Here is a 22,464-nt window from a genome sequence, read left to right as displayed (position 1 = left end):
CACCACCCCCGCAAACCACTTGCAGGCCCCCCAGGCAGATCGCGCGCACCGCGCACACCGAAAGGCTCAGTACCACGCCATGAGACGACTCCTCCTCGCCGCCGCAGCGGCCACCGCCGCCGCCCTCACCCTGAGCGCCTGCGGCACGACCGAGCCCGCCGCGGACAAGGCGGAGAAGAAGCCCGCCGAGCGCATCTCCCTCACCGACGCCACCGGCAAGAAGGTGGAGCTGGACGGCCCCGCCAAGAAGGTCGTCGGAACCGAGTGGGACGTCGTCGAGCACCTGGTCTCGCTCGGCGTCGACCCGGTCGGCGTCGCCGACGTCAAGGGCTACACCGCCTGGGACAAGGCGGCCCCGCTGAAGAACGCGCCGAAGGACATCGGCACCCGCCGCGAGCCCAGCATGGACACCGTGGCCGCCCTCGCGCCCGACCTCATCATCGCCACCACGGACCTCCCGGCGGCCGCCGTCAAGCAGCTGAAGGAGTTCGCTCCGGTCCTGACCCTGACGGCGGCCGACGCCAAGGACCCCATCGGCACGATGACCAAGAACCTGGACATGATCGCCAAGGCGACAGGTGCCACGCAGAAGGCCGACAAGCTCAAGAAGGACTTCGACGCCAAGCTCGCCGCGGGCAAGCAGGAGTTGGAGAAGGCCGGGCACAAGGGCACGAAGTTCGCCTTCGCCGACGGCTACCTGACCGGCAACAAGGTCGACATCCGCGCCTTCACCAGCGGCTCGCTGATCGGTGCGGTCAACGACAGGCTCGGTCTGCAGAACCCCTGGAAGGTCAAGGGCGACCCGGCCTACGGCCTCGGTGGCACCGACGTCGAGGGCCTCACCAAGCTCGACAAGGACGCGGAGTTCGCGTACATCTCCAACGACACGGACCAGAGCAGCAACGTCTTCACCGGCGCGCTCAAGGACAACGCGGTGTGGAAGTCCCTGCCGTTCGTGACGGGCAACAAGGTGCACCGCCTGCCCGACGGCGTGTGGATGTTCGGCGGCACCATGTCGATGGAGCAGTACGTCGACTCCGTCGTCACCGCCCTGAAGAAGAAGTGACGACGGGACACGCGTAAACATCATGGCCGTCACCACCACCGCACCCCCCGCCCCCACCACGGCGGCGGTTTCCCGGAAGGGCGGCGCGGTAGCGGTGACGGCCGTGCTCGTCCTGCTGGTCGCCGTCCTCGCCGTCATCGACATCGCCCAGGGCACCGCCCACGTCGGCCCCGCCCAGGTCTGGAAGGCGCTCACCGGACAGGCCGACCAGGCGGACGCCTCCGTGATCGTCGCCTCCCGGCTGCCGCGCATGGTCGCCGGAATCCTCGTCGGCGCGGTACTCGGCATGGCGGGCGCCGCCCTCCAGGCCGTCAGCCGCAACGTACTCGCCTCACCCGACACCCTCGCGGTCAACGCGGGCTCCTACCTGGCGCTCGGAATCGCCGCCGCGACCGGCGTCTCGCTGCCGATGTTCGCCGCCTCGGGCGTCGCCTTCGCCGGCGGCCTGGCGGCAGCCGCGATCGTGCTCGGCATGTCAGGACTCGGCGCCGGCACCGTACGGCTGGTCCTGGCGGGCACCGCGCTCACCCTCGGCCTCACCGCCGTCACCGAGGGCCTGCTCCTGCTGTTCCCCGAGGAGACCCACGGGCTGTACGACTGGAACCAGGGCAGCATCGCCCAGAACGGTTTCAGCGGAGTGCTGTGGATGCTGCCCCTCGCCGTCGTCGGACTGACCGGGCTGCTGCTGATCGCCCGCCGGGTCGACGCCCTGGCACTGGGCGACGACGCCGCACGCGGCCTGGGAGTGCCCGTACGGGCCACCCGCGTGACCACCGTCGTACTGTCCGCGCTGCTGTCCGCCGCCGCCGTCACCCTCTGCGGGCCGATCGGCTTCGTCGGACTCTGTGCCCCGGCCGTCGTACGCGTCCTGGCCCGCTACCACCGGGGCTTCGCCCGTGCGCGCCAGAACGTGGCGGTGTCCGCGCTGACCGGCGTCGTCCTCGTACTCGGCTCGGACGTCGTGCTCCGCACCCTGATATCGGCGGACACCTCCACGTCCGTGCCGACCGGCGTGGTCACCAGCCTCGTCGGCGCCTGCTTCCTGATCGTCCTGGCGACCAGGGGCCGGGACCTGGGCGCCGAGTCCCCGCCCGACAAGCTCCGCATCCGCAGCCGGGCCTTCTTCCTCACCGTCGCCGTCACGCTGGTGGCGGTCCTGGTCGGGCTGATCATCGCGTCCGTACTGCTCGGCGACGCCAAGCTGTTGCTCGGCGACGTCGTGAACTGGGCGCAGGGCAACGCCGGCCGGGGTGTCTCCTACGTCCTCGACACCAGGGTGCCCCGGGTGCTCGCCGCCCTCCTCGCGGGCGCGGCCCTCGCCCTGGCCGGCACCCTCATCCAGGCCGTGACCCGCAACCCGCTCGCCGAACCCGGGGTCATGGGCGTCTCCGGCGGAGCCGCGCTCGGTGCGGTGATCCTGGTGACGACCGTGCCCCTGGCCGGGCCGACGGGCATGGCGGGCGCGGCCTTCGCAGGCGCCGCGCTCGCCTCCGTCATCGTCTTCGGACTCTCCGCGCGCGGCGGCTTCCAGCAGAACCGGCTGGTCCTGGTCGGCATGGGCGTCGCCACCGCGAGCACCGCGCTGATCAGCCTGTTCATCGTCCTGACCGACCCGTTCAACGCGACCAAGGCGCTGACCTGGCTGTCCGGTTCGACGTACGGGCGCACCCTGCCGGACCTGCTGCCGCTCGCCGTCGTGCTGGTGGCGGCACTCGCCCTGGCGGTCGTCCGGCGCACCGAGCTCGACCTCGTCTCGCTCGACGAGGACACCCCGCGGCTGCTCGGCCTCGGGCTCTCCCGCTCCCGCCTCGGCTTCCTCGCGGTCGGAGTCCTGCTGAGCGCGTCGGCCGTCGCCGCCGCCGGGACCATCGCCTTCGTCGGACTGGTCGCCCCGCACGCCGCACGCGCCCTGGTGGGCCGCCGGCACGTACGGGTGGTCCCGGTGTCGATCCTGCTGGGCGCGGTGCTGGTGGGCACGGCGGACGTGGTGGGCCGGACGGTGATCGCACCGGCCCAGCTCGGTGCGGGCCTGCTCACGGCGGTCATCGGCACGCCGTACTTCCTGTGGCTGCTGCTGCGTACCCGGGGGGCGAACAAGTAGGGGCAGAGCGCTCCGAAGCACGGACCGGGCGGGCGGCAGTGCACACCGAGGGGTGTGCACTGCCGCCCGCTCTCACATCTCGCCGCTCTCACATCTCGCCGCTCTCACATCTCGACGATCAGCTCCCGCAGCCCCCGCATGACGAAGTTCGGCCTGCGCTCCGGCTCCGCCGCCAGCCTCAGGCCCGGTGCCCGGACGAGCAACGCACGCATCGAGGAAGCCAGTTCGATACGGGCCAGGGGCGCGCCGATGCAGTAGTGGATGCCCGCGCTGAAGGAGATGTGGGGGTTCTCCGGCCTGGCCAGATCGAGTTGCTCCGGCCGGGCGAAGACCTCCGGATCGTGGTTGGCCGAGCCGAACAGCAGGGCGACCTCCGCACCCCGCCCGATCTTCACCCCGTCGATCTCGATGTCGTCGAGCACCCACCGCTCGAAGAGCTGCAGCGGGGTGTCGTACCGCATCAGCTCCTCCACCGCCGTGGGCACAAGACCCGCCGGGTCCGCCCGCAGCGCCGCCAGCTGCGCCGGATTGCGGAACAGTGCGTACCAGCCGTTCGTGGTGGCGTTCACGGTCGCCTCGTGACCGGCGTTCAGCAGCAGTACGCAGGTGGAGATCACCTCCTGCTCGCTGAGGCGTTCCCCGTCCTCGTGCGCGGCGATGAGACCGGAGAGCAGGTCGTCGCTGGGGTCCCTGCGTCGCAGGGAGATCAACTCCCGCAGGTACGAGGAGAACTCGACCGAGGCCCGCACCGCCCGCTCGGCCGTCTCGGGCGACGGGTTCAGCTCGTACATCCCGCAGATGTCCGCTGACCAGGGCCGCAACGGAGCCCGGTCCGATTCCGGGATGCCCAGCATGTGCGCGATGACGGCCACCGGCAGCGGCTCGGCGACGGACCCGAGCAGGTCGCCACCGCCCTCCGCGACCAGCCCCGCCACGAGCTCGGACGCCAACTGCTCGACGTACGGCACGAGTTGGGAGACCGTACGGGGTGTGAAGGCCTTGGAGACCAGGCGGCGGATCCGAGTGTGGTCCGGCGGCTCCAGGTCGAGCATGCCGTGGTCGTTGAGGACATGGAAGGGCTCGTTGCCGGGCGGCGGCGCGGTGCGGCCGAACTCCTCGTGCGAGAACCGGTGCTGGTACGAGCGGCCGAGGCGCCGGTCGCGCAGCAGCGCCGACACATCGGCATGGTGCGGCACCAGCCACTGCTGCGTCGGCTCGAACCAGTGCACCCGGCCGCGCTCGCGCAACTCGGCGTAGGCGGGAGTGGGGTCGGCAAGGAACTCGGGCGACCACGGGTCAAAAACGGCATCCATGGACGGACGCTAGCCGCCCGGCACCCGCCGTGACCAGGGGGGAGTGGGGAAAGCGCCCGCGCGCCCGCCGCCCCGGAGGCTACGAAACGGGCCCGCCCTCGGCAGGAGCGGGCGGGGCGAGCCAGAGTGCCTGGGAGTAGGCGCAGAGCTCGCCCTCGCGCGTCACGATCGCACTGCCCGCCATGTGCTTGCGACCCGAGTGCGAGATCGGCCAGCCGAAGGTCACATGGTCCGCACCGAGTACGACCGGCCGGACCACGGTCGTGGCGAGGTAGGCGGTCACCGTGTGGCGCGGCGCGTCGCCGAACAGCCGGCAGGCCCAGCCACCGGGACAGTCGAGAGCGCCCCACAGGTGCTCGGAGGCCAGTGTCGAACACCCCGCACCCAGCGCCGGATCCGGCCGCCAGGTGGTGGCCACCATGGACTCCTCGGCCAGCAGGGAGAAGTTCTGCCGCAGGCCCCGACCGGGCTCCCGGTCCATGCCGCATCCGAAGCAGTCACGCGTGCTGAAGGGGGAATCCGTCAGGGGATGTTCCTTCTCGGCCCTGAGCGCCTCGTCCCAGGACGGGATGCGCGGGGGCCCGGCAACGGGTTCGTGCACCTGGGCCGTCACGAGGGCGCCGTCGCCGTCGGCCAGCTCGTACCCGCCCCTGGCCGAGGCGCGCACCGTCACGGGGGAGCCGAGCGGAACCGGCCGCCGGAAGCTCACCTTGACCGACGCGTCGGCCGCGAAGTTCCGTGCGAGGAGCCCCGCCGCGTAACCGCCGAACCCCACACCGGGAAAGCCGTACGCGTGCTGCGGAACGACCAACTCGGTCGATTTCACGGGGAGTTCCTGCATGGTGGGTCGCTCCTGGGGTGACGGCATCCGTGCGGCTCGGCATGATCGGGTCGAAGGCGGAAGACCATCACGCCTGCCGGATCGACGTCAACCACCTGCGGGTCCGGCCGACTTGGGCCCGGCGGGCGGGCCGGAGCCGTACGACGAGTCCCGGCAGGGCCACGACGAGCCCCGGCCGGGAGCCCGTACGACGAGTCCTGGGGAGAGCCGCGTCACCGGCGTCAGACGACGGTGCGGCCCAGAGCGGCGGCCAGCCGGTCGAGGGGCGAGGCGCCCGCGGGCACCGGCTGCGGCGGGCCGAAGGATCCGCCTGCGGTACGGGGGAGACCGCTGTAGATCTCCGCCACCACGGGAAGGGCTGCTTCGGCGAGAGGGTCCACGCCGTCGAAGGGGCGCCCGACGGCCCGGGCCAGATCCCACCCGTGCAGCAGCATCTCGATCGTCAGCTGCTCGACGAGGCGGCGCCCGGGGGCGGGCCCGTACCGCTGTTCGAGCATGCCGGGGCGGCGGAATGCCGACCGTGCGGCCCGGGAGGCGGCCCGGAACGCGGCCACGTGATCGTCCCCGAGATGGTCGGCGGCGAAGTCGGAACGGGGCGCGCCGTCGGCGAGTGAGGACCACAGCAGGTTCTCCCACACCAGGTGGTCGAGCAGGGTGCGCACGTCCCATTCGGCACACGGCGTCGGGCGGCCGAACTGACTCGGCCGCACTGCCTCGACCAGGGTGTGCACGGCGTCCAGGGTCGCTTCGCAGGCGTGCAGCACACCGGTGGGCCCCCATGCGTGCTGCCCGGTGTCGTAGATCTCGCCGAGGTCCGCCGCCCGCGCCCCGGGGGCGGGGTTGGCCCGCAGCGCCGCCCGCAGCCAACGACCGGCTGCCGCCAGGCTCGGCGGCGCGGGCCGGCCGTTGATGACGCACAGCAGCTGCCAGTACCGCTCGACGTGGGGCTGGGAGGCGGCGTCGAGCTGTTCCAGGAGCAGGAGTCTGGCCCGTACGCCGTCCACGAGCGTCCCGTCCGAAGGCACCGGCTGGGTCGGGAGCCACATGGCGACGATGGCGGCGACCACGGGGTCGGCGGCCGGTGAGTCCGGGGCGATCCCCTGCTGTCGCGCGGCCGTGACCTGCTGGAGCCAGTGGGCCGTGACCCGTACCGCGTCCTGTGTGGCGGCTTCTCCGCCTTCGCCCGCGGGATGGTCGGCCGCATGGCGGGCCATGCGGCGCAGACCGGCGCGCAGGGCCGGGTCCCGGACGAGTCCGCCCAGTTCGAGCCAGGCGTCGACCTGTGCGTCCGTGGGGTCGGCGGGGAGGTCGGGAGTGGCCGCCAGGAGGCCCTGCCGGTAGGCGGGAACGTCCAGTTCGCCCAGTGCCTCGGTGACGAAGTCGTGGATGACGGTGCGGCGTTCGGCGGCGGACATGCGCGCCAGTTCGGTCATGGTGGTGAGTCCTTCGGCGGTGGTGTCGCGGCGGGTGACGGAGCGCAGCACGGCCTGCTGCGTGCGCAGGGTGCGGATCTGCGCCTCCAGCGCGTCGGCATGGGCCGCGGCCACCTGAGCCAGGGAGCCCTCCCGTTCCAGTACGTCCCGGACGGCCGCCAGCCCCAGACCGAGCCCTCGCAGCGTCTGCGCCCATTGCAGACGGGCCAGGGCCTCGGTGCCGTAGAGCCGGTACCCGGCAGGTGTCCGGTGGGCCGGGTGCACCACTCCGATGTCGGACCAGTGCCGGATCAGCTTCACCGTCAGCCCGGTCTTCCTGGCCACCTCGCCGATGCTCCAGAACGTGTTGTCGTCGACGTGCATGCACTCCACCCTTGGGTCTCCCACGGTGGGAGAGTCAACTGCCCGACGTGAAGATCCGGTCCAGGTGGTGGTGGAGCACCGCGACGGCGGATCCCTGCTTCCGCTGGCCCACCAGGATGCTGGTGCCCATGGCCGCGGCCATGGCGAGCAGGCTGACGGCCTCCGTGCGCGCGTCGGCGCCGGGGTCGGCCAGCCCGGCTTCCTGGGCCTGTTCGAGCAGACCGGTGAGGGCGTTCTCGGCGGCGTCGGGGTTCTCGATGAAGGGCTGGGCGGCGAGCGCCCCGTCGGTCACGGACAGGATCGCGTAGGAGCTGTAGAGGAGGTGGAAGGTGCGGCTCTCCTCGTCCGTCGGGAGAGAGGCGAGCAGCAGGGCCTCGACGGTCGCGCGCGGACCCGGGTCGGGGCCCGCGGCGGCGAGGCGGGCACCCACGCGGGCCGTGAAGCGGTCGGTGAGGTGCTGGAGCCCGTGGAAGAGCAGCTTCTCCTTGGTCTGGAAGTAGTACTGCACGAGGCGGAGCGACACTCCGGCCTCGGCCGCCACGTCGCGCATGCCGACGGCGTGCAGTCCGCGCCGTCCGGCGACCCGGATGAGCGCTTCGGCGATCTGGGTGCGGCGTTCCTCGTGGTCGACGCGCTTCGGCATGTGCTCCAGTCTCCGCCCGGTGGTGTGGGCCCGCTGTCCGGTCCGTTTCCCGTGCGTCGGTCGTACCGGCGCATCGTCATGGTACAGCCGTATCAACGTCATGGTACGTTCGTATCACGAAGAATGGATCTTCCCGGAGGTTGCCCCGTGCCCGAGAGCCCGACCCGCCCGCGCCGTGACATCGGCCGCTACGTCAACGACGCCCTGCGCGACCGCTACTTCGCGGCCTGCGACGCCGTCTTCGCGATGGGTGCACCGGCCCGCTCCGAGACGGACGTGGAGACCAGCTTCGGCACCACGCACGTCTACCGGTACGGGCCCGCCGACCCGGCCGCCGAGTCCCGCACCCCGGTCGTCCTCGTGCACGGCGCCGGCGGCTGCTCCGCCCAGTGGTACCCCAACACCCGCGCGCTCAGCGCCGAACGCACCGTCTACGCCCTGGACACCCCCGGTGACGCCGGCCGCAGCGTCCACCGCGAACCCATGTGGCAGCCCGAGCGCGCGGCCCAGTGGATGGACGAGGCGCTCGACGCACTCGGCCTCGACCGGGTCCACCTCGTCGGCTCCTCCTACGGGGGCTGGCTGGTCATCAACCAGGTCCACCGGCGGCCCGGCAGGATCGCCTCGGTCACCGCCCTCGACCCCGGCGGCCTGGAGAAGGTGGGCCTGCGCTTCTTCGCCTGGGTCTTCGCCGGCCTCTTCGCCACGTTCGCGCCCAGGGCGCTGCGCCCGCGCCTGGCCGCCTGGCTGGATCAGCCCGTCCTCGCCGTCCCCGAACTGCGCACGATGATCCGGGCCGGCGTCCGCGCCTTCCGGATACGCCGCCCTGCCCCACTGCCGCTGACGGACGACGAACTGGGCTCGATCCGGCGGCCGTTCTACCTGGTCATGGGCAGGCGCAGCCTGCTCGTACACCCGCAACGGCAGCTCGAACGCGTACCGAGGGTGATCCCCGGCGCCCGCGCCGAGATCGTCGCGGCCACCGGACACGGGCCGCAGATCGACCACCCCGACCTGGTCAACACCCGGATGCTCGGCTTCATGGACGATGTCGATGCCCTGAGCGCCGGACGTGACAGCGTTCCTCACCCGTAACCCGTAACCCACCATCCGTAGCCCGCAATCCGTGACCCGTGGCGGGGCGGTCCACCCGGCGGGCTCATGCGGGGCGGCCCGCAGCCGGGCGGCCGTCCTCGGCGTGGCTGCGCAGCCGCGGGCGGCAGCGCCGGACGGTGTCCCGGCGGGCCGTCCTGAGTCTGCGCATCGTGGTGTGGCAGCGGCGGCTCCACTCGGCGCGGGGGAGCCCGGCGCGCTGACCGCCCCCGGAGATCAGGGCGTTGACCGGGGCATGCGGGTCGGCGGCGATCCCCTTGGCCACCAGGACCCCGACCACCAGCGGCGTCAGGGCCACCGCGAGCGCCGAACCGGCGGTGGTCACGCGGCGCAGGTGCGGGCGGTTTGCGGCGGGTGCGGCGGCCGGGGTGGGTGTGGTCATGCCCGTATTCCAGCAGCGCGGGCCGGGCGGGGAATCGGTGCGGATACTCAGGCAGTTGGGCGTGAGGTACTCAGATTCACGGGCAGTGTGCTGTGTGCCGACAATCGGCCGAGCAGGGGAATTCGGACAAGGACGCAACCATCGCGCCGCCCCCCGACTCGCACGGTACGGCCGTCGGCCGCCCAAGGCCCCCTGCGGGCAGCCGCTCATCGACCGGCGGCGACCGCCTTGAGTACGGCCGCCACGAGCGGACCCGCGGACTCGCCGCCCCGGCCGCCGCGCTGCATCACGGCAGCCGCGGCGAGGTCACCGTGCCAGGCCGCGAACCAGCCGTTCGGCTTCTCCTGCCCGATCACCTCCGCGGACCCGGTCTTCGCCCCGATGTCCCCGCGCAGTCCCCGCATGGATCCGGCCGCCGAACCGGACGTCGCCGTCGTACGCAGCAAATCCCTCAGCTGCTCGTGCGCGGCGGCGTCGAGCGGCCGTCGCGCCGCGGCGAGCGTGCGGTGGTCGAGGGCGGGCGGGACGAAATACGGCTGTGCGAACCGTCCCGTCCGGGCGGTGGAGATCACCGACGCCATGGTCAGCGGGTTCATCCTCACCTGACCCTGGCCGATCAGCGCGGCGGCCTTCGACGCGGCGTGCTCCACGGGCACGGACCCGGCGAACGCGGGGACGCCGACCGACCAGCGCGCGCCGATCCCGAAGACGTCCCTGGCCTGCCGGGACAGGTCCTCGTCGGCGACCCTGCCCGCCTGCGTGATGAAGGCGGTGTTGCACGACGCGGCGAAGCTGCTGCGGAACGTGCCGCCGGGGATGTCGAAGTCGTCGACGTTGTGGAACTGCCAGCCGCCGTACGACGCGGTCTTCGGGCACGGATGCGGCTCGTCCGAAGCGGCCAGCCGCTTCTCCAGCAGCAGTGACCCGGTGACCATCTTCATCGTCGAGCCGGGCGCGAGGCGTCCCTCCAGGGCCGTGTTCGGGCCGCCCTTACGGGAGTTGGCGACCGCGAGGATCTCACCGCTCGACGGCCTGAGCACCACGATCGAGGCGTCGGCGCGCAGCGCGACCTCGCGCTCGGCCGCCTTCTGCACGCCCGCGTCGAGAGTGGTCCGCAGCCGCCCGGGCGCGCCCTCGGCGACCGACAGGAGCGCCGCGTCGCCCGGCGGTTCCGCGTCCGCGCTCGTCGCCGCCGGCGGCTCGACGCGCAGCTCGACACCTGGCCTGCCGCCGGCCGTCCTGCCGAACGTCTGCCGCAGGCCGTCCACGACCGGGACGAGCGACGGGAACGCCCGCGCGTCCAGGGCCCGCCCGTCACGGTCCACCGCGTCGACCGGCGCGGTCCCCGTCTCCCGTACCGCCAGCCGCTTCCCCTTGCCCAGCCGGGGATGCAGCACCCGAGGCTCCCAGTGGACGACCGCCCGTCCGTCCCCGGCCCGCCGCACCACAGTGAGTGCGGAGTCGTACGTCAGGGGCGCGCGAGCCCCCTCGTACACGAACTGGGCCCGCACCGAGAACGGGACCCGTGCACCGGCCGGTGTCCCTGCCCGGAGGTCCTGCGCCGCGAGGTGGGCACGCTCCTCGAAGTCGCGCAGCGCGGCGTGGGCAGTCTCCGTGTCGTCGGTCCGTTCCGCCGCCTCGGCGACGTCGCCCCCGGCCCATGCGCCGAGGAACGCGTCGGCCGCGGACCGGACCTCCGACGCGGTCGGCGGCCCGGTCCGCGGGGTCTGTTCGCCGCCGAACGCCGCCCAGGTGCCGAGCCCCGCACCAGCCAGTCCGAGGGATGCCAGGCCCGCGACCCGGACGTACCGTCTCCTGCGGGTGTTGCGCCGCTCGCCGCCCACGGGGCCTCCGCCCTGCCGCTGGTTGATCCCGACGCCTCACAGTAGGACGGCCGAACCCCCGCCCCCCTGTCGGAATGAGCCGTTCAGGGGCCGCCTCCTACGCGTGAGCGCACCACCCGGACGGGACGATTCAGCTCTCCGGAGGGATGCGCGCAGCGGTCTCCCTGGCGAACCAGCCCGCCTCCTCGGCCAGTTCGTCCCCCTCCGCCTCGACCAGCTGCAGCAGCCGCAGCAGGTCGTGAGCCTCGGGCAGCGTGAACAGGGCCAGCCGCGGTCCAGCATCCTCAACAGGGAGGCGATCGGGCATCTCAGCGATTTCGGAAAGATCCATGACCAGTACAACGCCACACCGACCGGCGGGACACGAAACGCACACCGATGGCCCGCCCCCGGGTCGCGAGCGTACGGGAGGGCGCCCGTCCGCCCCGGCAGGGACCACCCGGAAACGGCGCCGGGCGGACCCAGTGCCGACTGGATCCGCCCGATCGATGCAGAGGGTGCCGTCATCGGCCCGCCCTGCCGTGCCGCACGCCTCAGATCGTGGACGTGTCGATCACGAAGCGGTAGCGCACGTCGCTGGCCAGGACCCGCTCGTACGCCTCGTTGATCCGGTCGGCGTCGATCAGCTCGATCTCCGCGCCCAGGCCGTGCTCGGCGCAGAAGTCCAGCATCTCCTGGGTCTCCCGGATGCCGCCGATGCCGGAGCCCGCGAGGGTCTTGCGGCCGCCGATGACCGAGAAGAGGTTGAGCGAGACGGGCTCCTCGGGGGCGCCGACGTTCACCATGGCGCCGTCCGTCCGCAGCAGGCTCAGGTACTTGTCCAGCGGAAGCGGCGCGGAGACGGTCGAGACGATCAGGTCGAAGCTCGCCGCGAGCTGCTCGAAGGTCGAGTCGTCGCTGGTCGCGTAGTAGTGGTCGGCGCCCAGCTTCAGGCCGTCGTCCTTCTTGCGCAGGGTCTGCGACAGCACGGTGACCTCGGCGCCCATCGCGTGCGCGATCTTGACGGCCATGTGGCCGAGACCGCCGAGGCCGACGACGGCGACCTTCTTGCCGGGGCCCGCGTTCCAGTGGGCGAGCGGCGAGTACGTGGTGATGCCCGCGCACAGGAGCGGCGCGGCGACGTCCAGGGAGAGGCCGTCGGGGATGCGGACCGTGAAGGCCTCGTCCACGACGATGTGCGTGGAGTAGCCGCCGTAGGTGGGCTCGCCGTTCTTGTCGAGGGCGTTGTACGTGCCGATGTTGCCCTTGAGGCAGTACTGCTCAAGGCCGGCTTCGCAGTTCACGCACTCGCGGCAGGAGTCGACCATGCAGCCGACCCCGACGCGGTCACCGACGGCGAACTTGGTGACGGCGGGACCGACCTCGGTGACTTCGCCGGCGATCTCGTGGCCCGGAACCATCGGGAAGATGCCCTCGCCCCAGCCGTCGCGCGCCTGGTGGATGTCCGAGTGACAGATGCCGGCGTACTTGATGTCGATCAGTACGTCGGACTCGCCCACCGGGCGGCGCTCAATGGTGGTCCGCTCCAGGGGGGCCTTGGCGGACGGTGCGGCGTAAGCGGAAACGGTCGTGGTGCTGGTCGTTGCGGTCATGCCGTCAACGGTGCCAGCCGGATGGACATCCACCCAGGTCACCGTCTTGCCTACGTCCAGTGGTCCTACTACTGGCGGGGACAGTCTCCTGCGCGTACGACCCTGGATACTGGACGGCATGGACGACCAGCCGACCCCTCTCCCCGCCCCCGAGCCCCTCGACGGCCGCGCCGAGCTCAGTGAGTTCCTGCGCACCCGCAGGGCCCGGCTGCAGCCGGAGGACGTCGGCCTGCCGAACTTCGGGCGCCACCGGCGGGTGCCGGGACTGCGCCGCGAGGAGCTCGCGCAGCTCGCGGGGGTGTCCGTCGCGTACTACACCCGTCTTGAGCAGGGAAACGGCCGCAACGTCTCGGGCGAGGTCCTCGACGCGATCGCCCGCGCCCTGCGCCTCACGGACGCCGAGCACTCCCACCTGACGCACCTGGCCAAGCCCAAGCACCACAAGAAGAAGCGCCCGGCCCGCCCCCAGCACGCACGCCCCGCGCTGCACCACCTCATGGACGCGATGGACGGCGTGCCCGCCTACGTGGTGGGCCGCCGCTCGGACATCCTCGGCTGGAACCGCATGGCCGCAGCCCTCTTCGGCGACTGGGCCGCGCTGCCTCCCGAAGAGCGGAACTGGGCACGCATCTGCTTCCTGCACCCCGAGGCGCGCGAGCTGTTCGTGGACTGGGAACAGAAGGCGTCGGACATGGTGAGCTTCCTGCGGATGGACGCGGGCTGCTTCCCGAACGACCCGCTGCTCTCGGCCCTGGTCGGCGAACTCTCCGTGAAGAGCGAGGAGTTCCGCTCCCTGTGGGCCAGGCACGACGTCCGGGAGAAGGGCCACGGCGTCAAGCGCATCCGCCACCCCCTGGTGGGCGACCTGACCCTGTCGTACGAGACCCTGCGGCTGCCCGACGACCACGACCAGTCGCTCGTGACGTACCACGCGGAGCCGGACTCGGCGTCGGCCCAGGGGCTGCGGCTGCTCGCCAGCTGGGGAGCGGACGCGACGCGCGCCGGGGCGTCCGGCACGGGAAACTAGCGCGCCGCGTCCACGGGCCGCCGGTTCAGGACGCACGCCGCCGGCGGAGGAGACGGTCCAGGGAGAGTGCGCCCGGGCCGGTGAAGACGAGCAGCAGGAACGCCCAGGCGTAGAACGCGGCAGTCTCGCCGCCGTTGTCCAGGGGCAGCACACCCTGGGACGCGTGGGTGTCGAAGTACGCGTACGCCATCGCTCCGGAACAGAGCAGGGCCGCCGTACGCGACCCCAGGCCGAGCATCACCAGCGTGCCGCCCACGAGCTCGATGACAGCGGCGTACCAGAGGGGCCAGGAACCGAAGGCGACGGTGTCGATCTGCGGCCCGGCTGCCGGGCCGATCAGGCCGAAGAGCGCGCCGAAACCGTGGCAGGCGAGAAGGAGCCCGACGACGACACGGAAGAGGGAGAGGACGTACGGGCCGGCCGTCTCGGCCCGCCGGACTTTCGGAGCGGACTGCTCCGCGAAGTGCGCGAGAGATGTGGGAAGCACGGGGTGTCTCCTTCGTTCGACGTGGTGGCTCGACGTGGTGGTTCGAAGGGGTGGAGCGAGCAGACACTGCTCCGACCTCACCCTCTCCCGAGCCACCCGCGCCGCGCGTCGTACGGCTGTCGGCTCGTGGCGTACTCCCGGGGCAGTACCGACGGCAGGTCAGCCCGGTGGGAGCGACGGGCTCTGCGGGAAGGCGTCGCTCCGGCGCCCGCGCAGCTGCGCGGCCCGATTCCGTACGGGACGTGTGCGAGCCGCGGCTGCTTGGCCACCTCCTGCGGCGTGAACCGCCCGGGGCCGAACCGGTCCGGTTCGGGCCAGTGCTCGGGGTTCAGACGTATCGCCCAGAAGGGGCGGAAGAGCGTCGTCCCGGCGGGGATGTCGTACGGGCCCAGGGCCAGGTCCTCGGTCGTCTCGCGTGCGCCGTGCGGTGCGGGCGGGAACAGCCGCGTCGATTCCTTGAGCACCATGTCCAGGTGCGTGAGCCGCCGCAGATCGCCGTAGTCGGGTACGGCGCGCCCGCCGAGCACCTGGTCCGGTTCGGCGGCGACGCGGTCGGCCGCGCCCGGTAGTTGGAAGCGTACGACGGGTCCGTACGCGTCGTGCAGGAGCGACTGGTAGGGGTGGCAGCCCGCGCGCGGCCGCGACGGCGCCCCGCCCGCCGTCCTCCTGGTGCCGGGGCCCGTCCCCGGGCCCGGGGACGGGGAGGGGGAGGGGGAGGGGGATGCGCATGACGGTGCCTCCTGTCCGGAGGCTGTCCACGGGGCAGTGGGTCCGGGGCTGCCCACGCGGCCGCGACCGGTACGGAGGCGGGCCGCGGGCAGGCCCTTGTCAGCTCTCCACGGCACCGCGTCCACAGGCCGAGTAGCTGTTGCCGCGGAAGGAACGGTCGGGCTCGCTGTCGGGGGCGAGCAGCCCGGAGGCCGTCGCCCGGTTGACCGCTTCGATGCGGGAGGTGGCGTCCAGCTTCTTGAAGATGTTGCGCAGGTGGCGCTTGACGGTTCCCTCCATGATGCCCAGCCGGTTCGCGATCTGACCGTTCGTCAGACCCGTGGCCACGTGGACCAGCAGCTCGACCTCGCGCGCCGACAGGCTTCCGGTCACCGCCCGGTCGGCCGGCGGAGCGGCGGTCAGACTCTGGCTGGGAACCGCCAGCGTCACGTGCGTGGGATGGGCGACGGCCTCCTGGATCGCCGAGACCAAGGACTGGTTGCTCACCCCCTTGTGCACATAGCCACCGGCACCGGCGCTCAGCATCTCCTGGATCAGCCGAGGGTCGTCGTGCATGCTGACGACGAGGACGCGCAGGTGAGGCAGGTGTTGCCGCAGTTGCGCGATGGTGGACGGGGCGTGACTGCCGGGCATCTCCACGTCCAGCAGCAGGACGTCGGGCCTGTGCCGCTCCGCCATCTCGACGATGGCCGCGCCGTCCCCGGTCTCCGCGACCACGGTGAACGCGTCCGTCTGGTCCAGGACCCTGCCGACCGCCGAGCGCAGGAGCGCGTGGTCGTCGGCGAGCATGACGCGGACGGGATTCGTCCGTGACGACGTCTCCGCGGTACGGCTGTTGGGGACGAAGAAGCTGATGCGGGTGCCGCGCCCCGGAATGCTGGCGATCAGCAGCCGGCCGCCGAGGAGCCCCGTCCGCTCCGTCATCGAGGCCAGGCCGTTCGTCCTGCCCACGGTCCGGGTGTGGTCCACGTTGAAGCCCAGCCCGTCGTCCTCGACATGGCCGTGGATCTCCTGAGGGGCGATATTGACCGTGATGGCGATCTTGCCCGCCTGGGCGTGCAGCAGAGAGTTGCGGAGGCACTCGCGAATGACCAGGAACAATTCGTTGAGGGTGTCCGGAGACGCCCAGGACTCATCGCCGTTGACCTCCACCTGCACCATGGACTCGTCGAGCTCCATGGACCGGGAGAACGCGGTGATCGCGCTCTCCAGAGAACCGGATTTCGATTCCTGGCGCAGTCCCGTGACCATGTGGCGCACCGACCCCATGGTCTCGTCGAGGGTCCGCTGCACCAGCGCGAGTTCGGTGCGCAGACCCTGCTGCGCGACCGCGGCGAGAGAGACGCACGTCTCCACCTGACGCAGGGCGACGCTGAGGTGATTGCCGAGCCGGTCGTGGATGTCGCGGGCCAGCGAGCGCCGGCAGGCGGACTCGACGGCCCGCACTTCGTTGAGGAGCCGGCTGTCGTATCTCGTACTGCTGTCCTCGACGCGGTCCCAGACCGCGTTCTCCAACGCCGTCGCACAGGCCAGGATCTGAGTGGCACCGGCCTTTCCGGCGGCCACCGCCTGCTCCAGCGTTCCCAGGACCAACCCGGTGAGGGCCCGCCCGGCGCGCAGGAAGTACATGGGATGGATACCGTGCCGCACACGGGGCTTGTTGATGTCCCGCAGCGGTGGGGAGGCCAGGTGGGGCGTTCCGTTGTTCGCGGCGGAAGGATATCGGGCGCACTCGGTGATGATGCCGTACGCCAGTGCCGCGCTCTCCTCCCAGATGTCGTCCTCCGAGAGCGGGTTCTGCGAACGGTGTAACGCCGCACGGTATTCCGACAAAATAGTGGGCGCGCACTCCGATATGAATGCGCTGAGCTCATTGTCGTCCGTCGACAACTTTTCAGCGGTCATTGTTGAGAGCCCTTCCTGGTGGAACAAGTGACGAGGCATCCGCCTGCTCGCCGAACGAGCGGCGACCGTGTGTGGGGGTCCCTGTGGGGCTGGCCGTGGGGGTCGGGGTCCGTCGCAGGTGGATGAAGTCGGCGCCGGGGGTCTGTGGCCGGAGGTGCGGCTGGGCCGGCCCAGGACCTTGGGGCCGGGTCCCGGTGCACGACGTCGTCCGCGTGGTGGGAGGAGTGGTCGGCCACAGGGGTGCTCCTGCGCGAAAGTAAAGATCTTGCAGTTGTGCTGGACGCTACCTGCGGCGCGACGTGTGCAGAAGTCCCCTTCCGGACAGCGTCGGTTGGACCGGGTTGACTTTACGCCGTGCCGAGGGGATTCGCCGCACGGGAATGGCCTCCTTTCAGGATCGCAACGCCCTGTCCACCAAAGGACCGGCCGCCCCGACATATCCAGCGGGGTCGAGCAGTTCGGCGAGTTCCGCGTGGCTCAGGTGCCGGCGCAAGTCCGCCGCCTCGCCGAGCACTTCCCCCAGCGTCCGCCCGCTCCGTACCGCCTCCTGGGAGCAAGCCGTGAGCAACTGTCGCGCGGCAGCGCGGCCGAGCAGCGGGGCGAGCACGGCCGCCAACCGCTCCGACACTATCTGACCACCCGTCAGGGACAGGTTGGCGGCCATGCGTTCCGTCGAGACCGCCAACCCCTCGACCAGTTCGACGGCGGTGTGCGCGGCCCCGCCGGTGAGCCGCAGGCACTCCCGGAGCGGCTGCCACTCGGCGTGCCAGGCGCCGGCCGAACGCTCGTCCTCGGTGAGCATGGTCTGGGTGAGGACGCCGGCCAGCGCCGGAACCTGAAGCGCCGCGCTGCGGATCAACGTGGAGAGCACCGGGTTGCGCTTGTGCGGCATGGCCGAGGAAGCACCGCGCCCCGCCGGACCCGGCTCGGCCAACTCGGCGACCTCGGTCCTGGCGAGCGACTGCACGTCCACGGCGACCTTGCCGAGCGCTCCGGCACAGAAGGCGAGCGCCGCGGCCAGATCGGCGACGGGCGTGCGCAGCACGTGCCAGGGCAGAACGGGCCGGGCCAGCCCGGTCTCCTCGGCGAACGCCGCGGTCAGCCGGTCGAGATGGGCCCCCGTGTCCAGCGGGCCGGCGTCGCGTGCGGCGCTCTCAAGACCCGCGTACTCCAGGTATCCGGCGAGCGTGCCCGCGGCGCCGCCGAGGGACACCGGCAGCTCCCGGCGCACCCGCTCCAGCCGGACGTCCGCGTCCCGGACCAGCCGGAGCCACCCGGCCGCCTTGAGACCGAACGTGGTGGGCACGGCGTGCAGCGCGAGGGTGCGTCCCGCCATGACGGTGTCCCGGTGCGTGGCGGCCAGCGTGGCCAGAGCGGCTGCCGTCCGCCCCAGATCATCCCGGATCAGGGCCACCGTCCGGTTCGCCACCAACATCATTGCGGTGTCGAACACATCCTGGCTGGTGGACCCCCGGTGCACGAACTCGGCGGCGCCCTCGTCCTGTTCGGCCACCAGGAGGGTGAAGGCCCGCACCAGACCGACGACCGGATTGGCCGTCTCCCGGGCGCCGATGGCCAGGGCCCGCAGGTCCAGCCGGTCCGCCCGGGCCGCCTTCGTGATCACCGCGGCGGCCCGGTCGGGCACGGTGCCCAGCCGAGCCTGTGCGCGCGCCAGCGCCGCCTCCGCGTCCAGCATCGCCTGGAGCCAGGCCAGGTCGCCCGTCGCGGCCTCGGCGGGCGTACCCGCTCGGACCGGGGACAGCAGGCCGGTGTCGAGATCGGTGTGTGCAGTGGATGCCGTAGGTCTGGTCATGGGGCGGTCGCCTCTCTGAACTCGGTCTCGAAACCCATGCTCTCCGTGCCGGAGCCGGGCAGCGGCGGCAGGGCCAGCACCGCACGCGCGATCGCGTCGGAGTCGCCGAGGGTCACCGAGTCCACGCCGGGACGGATGCCCGCCGCCGTCACCCAGTGCACCCCCTCGGTCGGTATTCCGTACGCGAACCGCCGCGGATGCGGACGGCCCCGTGCGTCGACGAGCCGGTAGGGGCGCTCGGTCACCGCGATCCCACCAGTCTCCAGCAAGGGCCCGGCGGCGGCACTGACGCGGTACGGGGCGCACTGGCCGTCGGCCAACAGCTCGCGCAGCAACGGGTCCCGGGTGCGCGCCAGATCGGTCTCCGGCAGCCGGGCCTCGATCAGCACCTGTGCGTACACCTCGACCCCGGGGACGTCGGACCCGGCCACGAACGCGCCCCGCCCGGCGTCCGGTGCCATCCGCACGCCCGGCCCGAGGACGTCCAGCACCCCGGCCTCGATCAACGCGGCCATCTCCTCGATGCGGGAGGCGGGCGGGCCGATCGACAGGAAGGCGTTGAGCGGCGTGTACCAGCCCTGCAGCTCCTCCCGGTGGGAAGCGCCCTCCAGACCTCCGTGGTCGACGATCAACCGGACCTCGTTGCGCAGGTCGCGCAGCACGTCGAGCGCCGCCTTGAGCGGACCGCTGACATTGCCGGCGCGTGCCGCGGCGACATCGTCGCGCAGATGGTCCACCAGCCAGAGGCGGAAGTCCCCCGGGCCCGCGAACCGCTGCCCCTCGTACGGCCGGACGATCCGCTCCCAGCTCCACCTGTCGGCCACCGGGACGGCGTACGCGTCCAGCAGCCCGTGCCGGGCCTGTGCGGTCCCGGTGTCCAGGTACCGGCGGACGAAGGACTCCCGCACCTCGCCCCGCCCGGCAGCGGCCAGCAGGGTCCCGTAGTAGACGCTCTCGACCTCCTTGGAGATCAGCGGCCACACATGGGACCGGAAACCAGGTGGCTCACCGTTGCGCACGCGCTTGCGCAGGCCTGCAATGGTCTCCTCGGTGAGCAGCCGGGGGGAGTAGCGTCCGTGGGCGCCCTTCTCGTTCTCGCCGCGGGAGTGGTGCGGGACACCGCGGCGCGAACCGGCGTACAGCCGTGGCTCGTTCCCCGACGGGTGGTACGTCAAGCGGCCCCCGACGCGCTCGTACCTGCCGTCCCGGCCCTGGGTGAGCAACGCCATGTGGTCGAAGAAGTTGAGCCCCAGGCCCCGCAGCAGGACCGGACGGCCGGGCTCGGCGACGGAGAGATCCACGTCCGCGGGGTTGGCCGGCGGAATGTGGTGGAGGCCCAGGCGGCGGGCGGACGCGCCGAGTTCGCTCTCCTGACCGGCGGGCCCGGTGTCCACATGCCCCTGCGCCAGGACGACCGCGTGCAGACCGGTCAGCCGGGTGCCGTCCTCCAGGAGCAGCCGCTGCGGGCCCTCGTCGCCGTACAGCCCGATCGCGCGCGTGCGATGGGCGACGACCGTCACGCGTTCGGGGGCGCCCGCCACGATCCGCTCGTAGGCGTGCTCCAGGTAGTGGCCGTAGAAGGCCCTGGTCGGGTACGAATCCGGGCCCAGCCGGCGTGCTTCGGCCAGGGCGGCGCCGCTGTGCCCGGCAGCGCGGGCCTCGGCCGGGCTCAGCAGGGCGAGCGCCGACGCCCAGTCGTGCAGGCTGGGCCCCGCCTCGATCGGACCGTCGATCCGGACGCTGTCGTCGGTGTACACGGTGATCTGCGAAGCGACCGTGTTCATCAGCAGGTGCTGGGACTGCGTCGTGCGCCAGACCCGGCCCGCACCCGGCCGGTACGGATCGATCACGTGCACGACGACGCACCGGCCCGCGCCCGACACCCGCTCGTTCGCGCAGAGCCTTTCGAGCACCGAAAGGCCCCGGGGTCCGGCGCCCACGAGGGCGACCGCCAGTGCCGGATCGTTGCCGGTACGGACCGCCCGCGCCTCGGCGTCCGCGCGGGGGAGGGCGCCGAGGGCCGGGGATGCGGAACGGGCGACGGCCTTGCCGATCAAGGACATGACAGCTCCAGCGCCATGAGAACCCGCCTTTCGTTACGGATCGTTACGGAGAGAACTGCCGGGCTTCGGGCCGTGCGCACAGACGCCGGGACGCCTGGCGGAACCGTTGCGCATCCGGCTACGCCGGCACGCCCTGCGGGAACCTGAAGAAGCCGTTCGGGTCGTAGGCCCGCTTCACCGAACGTAGCCGGGCCAGGTTGCCGCCGTAGTACGACTGCTGCCAGTCCGCCAGCGCAGGGTCGGGGTAGTTGACGTAGGTCCGGCCGTTGGAGTGCGGGTCCATCGCGGCGAAGCCGCTGTCGACCCAGCTCAGCGCACGCGCCAGCGCCTCCGGCTCGGGCTGCGGCGTACCCAGTGCGACGTTGAAGACGGCGAAGTGCTCCGCGTCCCGGTGCACATAGGCGGTGTCCCCCGGAGCGACCTTGTTGGCGTTCCCGCCCAGCGACAGGAAGCCCAGGTACCGGAACTGACCGGCCGTACGGTCGGCGTCGAAGGCGGCGAGCATGTCCGCGACGCCCGATCCGGGAACGGACGCGCTGAACATCCGGCTGCGGTGCCGCACGAACTGGTCGCGCGGCAACTGCGCCTCCGGGTTGCTGCCGGAGATGTGGCACTGCTCGACCGTCCTGGTCTCGCAGCCGAACAGCCGCATCATCGCCTTGTCGTACGCCCGTTCCTTGACCTCCGAGGTCGTGGGAGGGCTGCCGATCGCGGACGTCAGGGCGGCGATCTGCGCCTCCAGCTCCGCCTGTCCGCCGAAGTGCGCGCCATTGATGATCAGGGTGGGCACCTTGCCGGGCGCCGCGTCCCGCAGCACCACGCCGGCCCGCGAGCTGAGGCCCACGGGAGCCGCCGTCGCCCAGTCCTGCCAGACGGTGAACGCCTTCTGCGCCTGGTCCCACGGCCACGTCAGGTCGAAGGTGACCACGTGCGTCTCCTTCGTCGGCGCCATCTCGAAGTCGGTGACGACGCCGAAGTTGCCGCCACCGCCGCCGCGCAGCGCCCACAGCAGATCCGCGTCCTGCTGCTCCGACGCCGTGACGATGCGCCCGTCGGCGAGCACGACCTGCGCGGAGATCAGCCGGTCCGAGGCGGGCCCGTACTTCCGGAACTGCCACCCCATGCCGCCGCCGGTGACGAAACCGCCGGGACTGACGCTCGGGCAGAATCCGGCCGGCACGGTGAGACCGAGCGGCGACAGCGCGGCCACGGCGTCCACCGTCTGGATGCCCGGCCCCACACGGACCGTCGGCGCGGTCGCCCGCACCGTGTTCAGCCGGGTCAGATTGATGACCAGACCCTCGGACGTCGACCAGCCCGTGAAGCTGTGACCGCCGCTGCGCACCGCACAGGGGATGCCGCCCTCCCGGGCGAAGTTCACACAGGCGCGCACGTCCTCCGCCGTTTCGCAGTACGCCACCGCCTGCGGACGGACGTGGTCGAACTGGGCGGTCGCCAGCTGCTTGGCCTTGTCGTAACCGGCGTCGCCCGGCAGGACCAGGTCCCCCCGCAGGGCATCGCGCAACTGCCCCCAGACGGGGCCGCTGCGCACCCGGGTCCGGGCACCGGCCGTGCTCCCGAGCGCGGGCCCGGACATGACGAGCCCGGACGTGACGAGCCCGGCACCGGCGCTCGTCGCGAGAAACGTTCTCCTGTTGATCATTGCCTTTCCCCTCGTGAGTGCTGTCCGCGGCACGTGGTGCCGCGGCGGTCCTGTGTGCATGGCGGACCACGGTGCCGGGCGAAGCC

18 protein-coding genes are annotated in these 22,464 nt (G+C 72.0%); 4 read left to right on the top strand and 14 right to left on the bottom strand.

The features are described from left to right. The first annotated feature begins 79 nt into the window (after positions 1-79). Positions 80-1,066, top strand: coding sequence for an ABC transporter substrate-binding protein (locus tag ACH4SP_RS27730; RefSeq protein ID WP_398418547.1), 987 nt, complete (start codon positions 80-82; stop codon positions 1,064-1,066). Positions 1,067-1,088: 22 nt separating this feature from the next. Then, on the top strand, positions 1,089-3,167 hold the full coding sequence (locus ACH4SP_RS27725; protein WP_398418545.1) for an iron ABC transporter permease: 2,079 nt from the start codon (positions 1,089-1,091) through the stop codon (positions 3,165-3,167). A 104-nt stretch (positions 3,168-3,271) separates the two neighbouring features. On the opposite strand, the gene ACH4SP_RS27720 is transcribed toward ACH4SP_RS27725, so the two are convergent. The 4 genes from ACH4SP_RS27720 to ACH4SP_RS27705 form a co-directional block, all read right to left on the bottom strand. Further along, positions 3,272-4,480 carry a cytochrome P450 gene (locus ACH4SP_RS27720; RefSeq protein ID WP_398418544.1) on the bottom strand — a complete coding sequence of 403 codons (1,209 nt, stop codon included), beginning with the start codon at positions 4,478-4,480 and terminating at the stop codon, positions 3,272-3,274. A 79-nt stretch (positions 4,481-4,559) separates the two neighbouring features. After that, the gene (locus ACH4SP_RS27715) at positions 4,560-5,321 is read right to left on the bottom strand and encodes a hypothetical protein (protein WP_398418542.1); all 762 of its coding nucleotides are present in this window, start codon (positions 5,319-5,321) and stop codon (positions 4,560-4,562) included. 221 nt (positions 5,322-5,542) lie between these two features. Next, positions 5,543-7,117, bottom strand: a complete 1,575-nt coding sequence (locus ACH4SP_RS27710; RefSeq protein WP_398418540.1) for a TIGR03086 family metal-binding protein — start codon at positions 7,115-7,117, stop codon at positions 5,543-5,545. A gap of 34 nt (positions 7,118-7,151) precedes the next feature. Next, positions 7,152-7,760, bottom strand: coding sequence for a TetR/AcrR family transcriptional regulator (locus ACH4SP_RS27705; protein ID WP_398418538.1), 609 nt, complete (start codon positions 7,758-7,760; stop codon positions 7,152-7,154). A gap of 147 nt (positions 7,761-7,907) precedes the next feature. On the opposite strand from ACH4SP_RS27705, the gene ACH4SP_RS27700 reads away from it, so the two are divergent. Then, a complete protein-coding gene (locus tag ACH4SP_RS27700; RefSeq protein ID WP_398418536.1) occupies positions 7,908-8,855 on the top strand; it encodes an alpha/beta fold hydrolase in 948 nt (315 codons plus the stop codon). Positions 8,856-8,919: 64 nt separating this feature from the next. Here ACH4SP_RS27700 and ACH4SP_RS27695 read toward each other — a convergent pair whose 3' ends face one another. From ACH4SP_RS27695 to ACH4SP_RS27680, 4 genes are all read right to left on the bottom strand, one after another. After that, positions 8,920-9,255 carry a hypothetical protein gene (locus ACH4SP_RS27695; RefSeq protein WP_398418534.1) on the bottom strand — a complete coding sequence of 112 codons (336 nt, stop codon included), beginning with the start codon at positions 9,253-9,255 and terminating at the stop codon, positions 8,920-8,922. A 206-nt stretch (positions 9,256-9,461) separates the two neighbouring features. After that, positions 9,462-11,099: a penicillin-binding transpeptidase domain-containing protein gene (locus ACH4SP_RS27690; RefSeq protein WP_398418532.1), complete on the bottom strand. Its 1,638-nt coding sequence runs from the start codon at positions 11,097-11,099 to the stop codon at positions 9,462-9,464. Positions 11,100-11,229: 130 nt separating this feature from the next. After that, positions 11,230-11,406, bottom strand: coding sequence for a DUF6417 family protein (locus tag ACH4SP_RS27685; RefSeq protein WP_398418531.1), 177 nt, complete (start codon positions 11,404-11,406; stop codon positions 11,230-11,232). A 226-nt stretch (positions 11,407-11,632) separates the two neighbouring features. Continuing rightward, on the bottom strand, positions 11,633-12,691 hold the full coding sequence (locus ACH4SP_RS27680; RefSeq protein WP_398418529.1) for an NAD(P)-dependent alcohol dehydrogenase: 1,059 nt from the start codon (positions 12,689-12,691) through the stop codon (positions 11,633-11,635). A gap of 118 nt (positions 12,692-12,809) precedes the next feature. Here ACH4SP_RS27680 and ACH4SP_RS27675 point away from each other — a divergent pair, with 118 nt between their 5' ends. Beyond that, positions 12,810-13,718: a helix-turn-helix domain-containing protein gene (locus ACH4SP_RS27675; RefSeq protein ID WP_398418528.1), complete on the top strand. Its 909-nt coding sequence runs from the start codon at positions 12,810-12,812 to the stop codon at positions 13,716-13,718. Between the two features lie 25 nt (positions 13,719-13,743). Here ACH4SP_RS27675 and ACH4SP_RS27670 read toward each other — a convergent pair whose 3' ends face one another. The 6 genes from ACH4SP_RS27670 to ACH4SP_RS27645 all read right to left on the bottom strand — a co-directional run bounded on the left by ACH4SP_RS27670 (position 13,744) and on the right by ACH4SP_RS27645 (position 22,378). After that, positions 13,744-14,205 carry a DoxX family protein gene (locus ACH4SP_RS27670; RefSeq protein ID WP_398418526.1) on the bottom strand — a complete coding sequence of 154 codons (462 nt, stop codon included), beginning with the start codon at positions 14,203-14,205 and terminating at the stop codon, positions 13,744-13,746. Between the two features lie 77 nt (positions 14,206-14,282). After that, a complete protein-coding gene (locus ACH4SP_RS27665) occupies positions 14,283-15,050 on the bottom strand; it encodes a cytochrome P450 (protein WP_398418524.1) in 768 nt (255 codons plus the stop codon). Then, positions 15,034-16,767 carry a response regulator gene (locus ACH4SP_RS27660; RefSeq protein ID WP_398418522.1) on the bottom strand — a complete coding sequence of 578 codons (1,734 nt, stop codon included), beginning with the start codon at positions 16,765-16,767 and terminating at the stop codon, positions 15,034-15,036. Before ACH4SP_RS27660 ends, ACH4SP_RS27665 begins: the two co-directional genes overlap by 17 nt. Positions 16,768-17,230: 463 nt before the next feature. Further along, on the bottom strand, positions 17,231-18,652 hold the full coding sequence (locus tag ACH4SP_RS27655; RefSeq protein ID WP_398418520.1) for a lyase family protein: 1,422 nt from the start codon (positions 18,650-18,652) through the stop codon (positions 17,231-17,233). Next, positions 18,649-20,715, bottom strand: a complete 2,067-nt coding sequence (locus tag ACH4SP_RS27650; protein WP_398418518.1) for an FAD/NAD(P)-binding protein — start codon at positions 20,713-20,715, stop codon at positions 18,649-18,651. Before ACH4SP_RS27650 ends, ACH4SP_RS27655 begins: the two co-directional genes overlap by 4 nt. A gap of 118 nt (positions 20,716-20,833) precedes the next feature. Beyond that, complete coding sequence (locus ACH4SP_RS27645) at positions 20,834-22,378, bottom strand: FAD-binding oxidoreductase (protein ID WP_398418517.1); 1,545 nt, start codon at positions 22,376-22,378, stop codon at positions 20,834-20,836. Between the last annotated feature and the right edge of the window lie 86 nt (positions 22,379-22,464).

Source organism: Streptomyces sp. NPDC021093 (genome assembly GCF_044333135.1).
Classification (GTDB): domain Bacteria; phylum Actinomycetota; class Actinomycetes; order Streptomycetales; family Streptomycetaceae; genus Streptomyces.
Note: the sequence above shows the minus strand (reverse complement) of the source record. Positions and strands in the feature narration are given on the sequence as shown.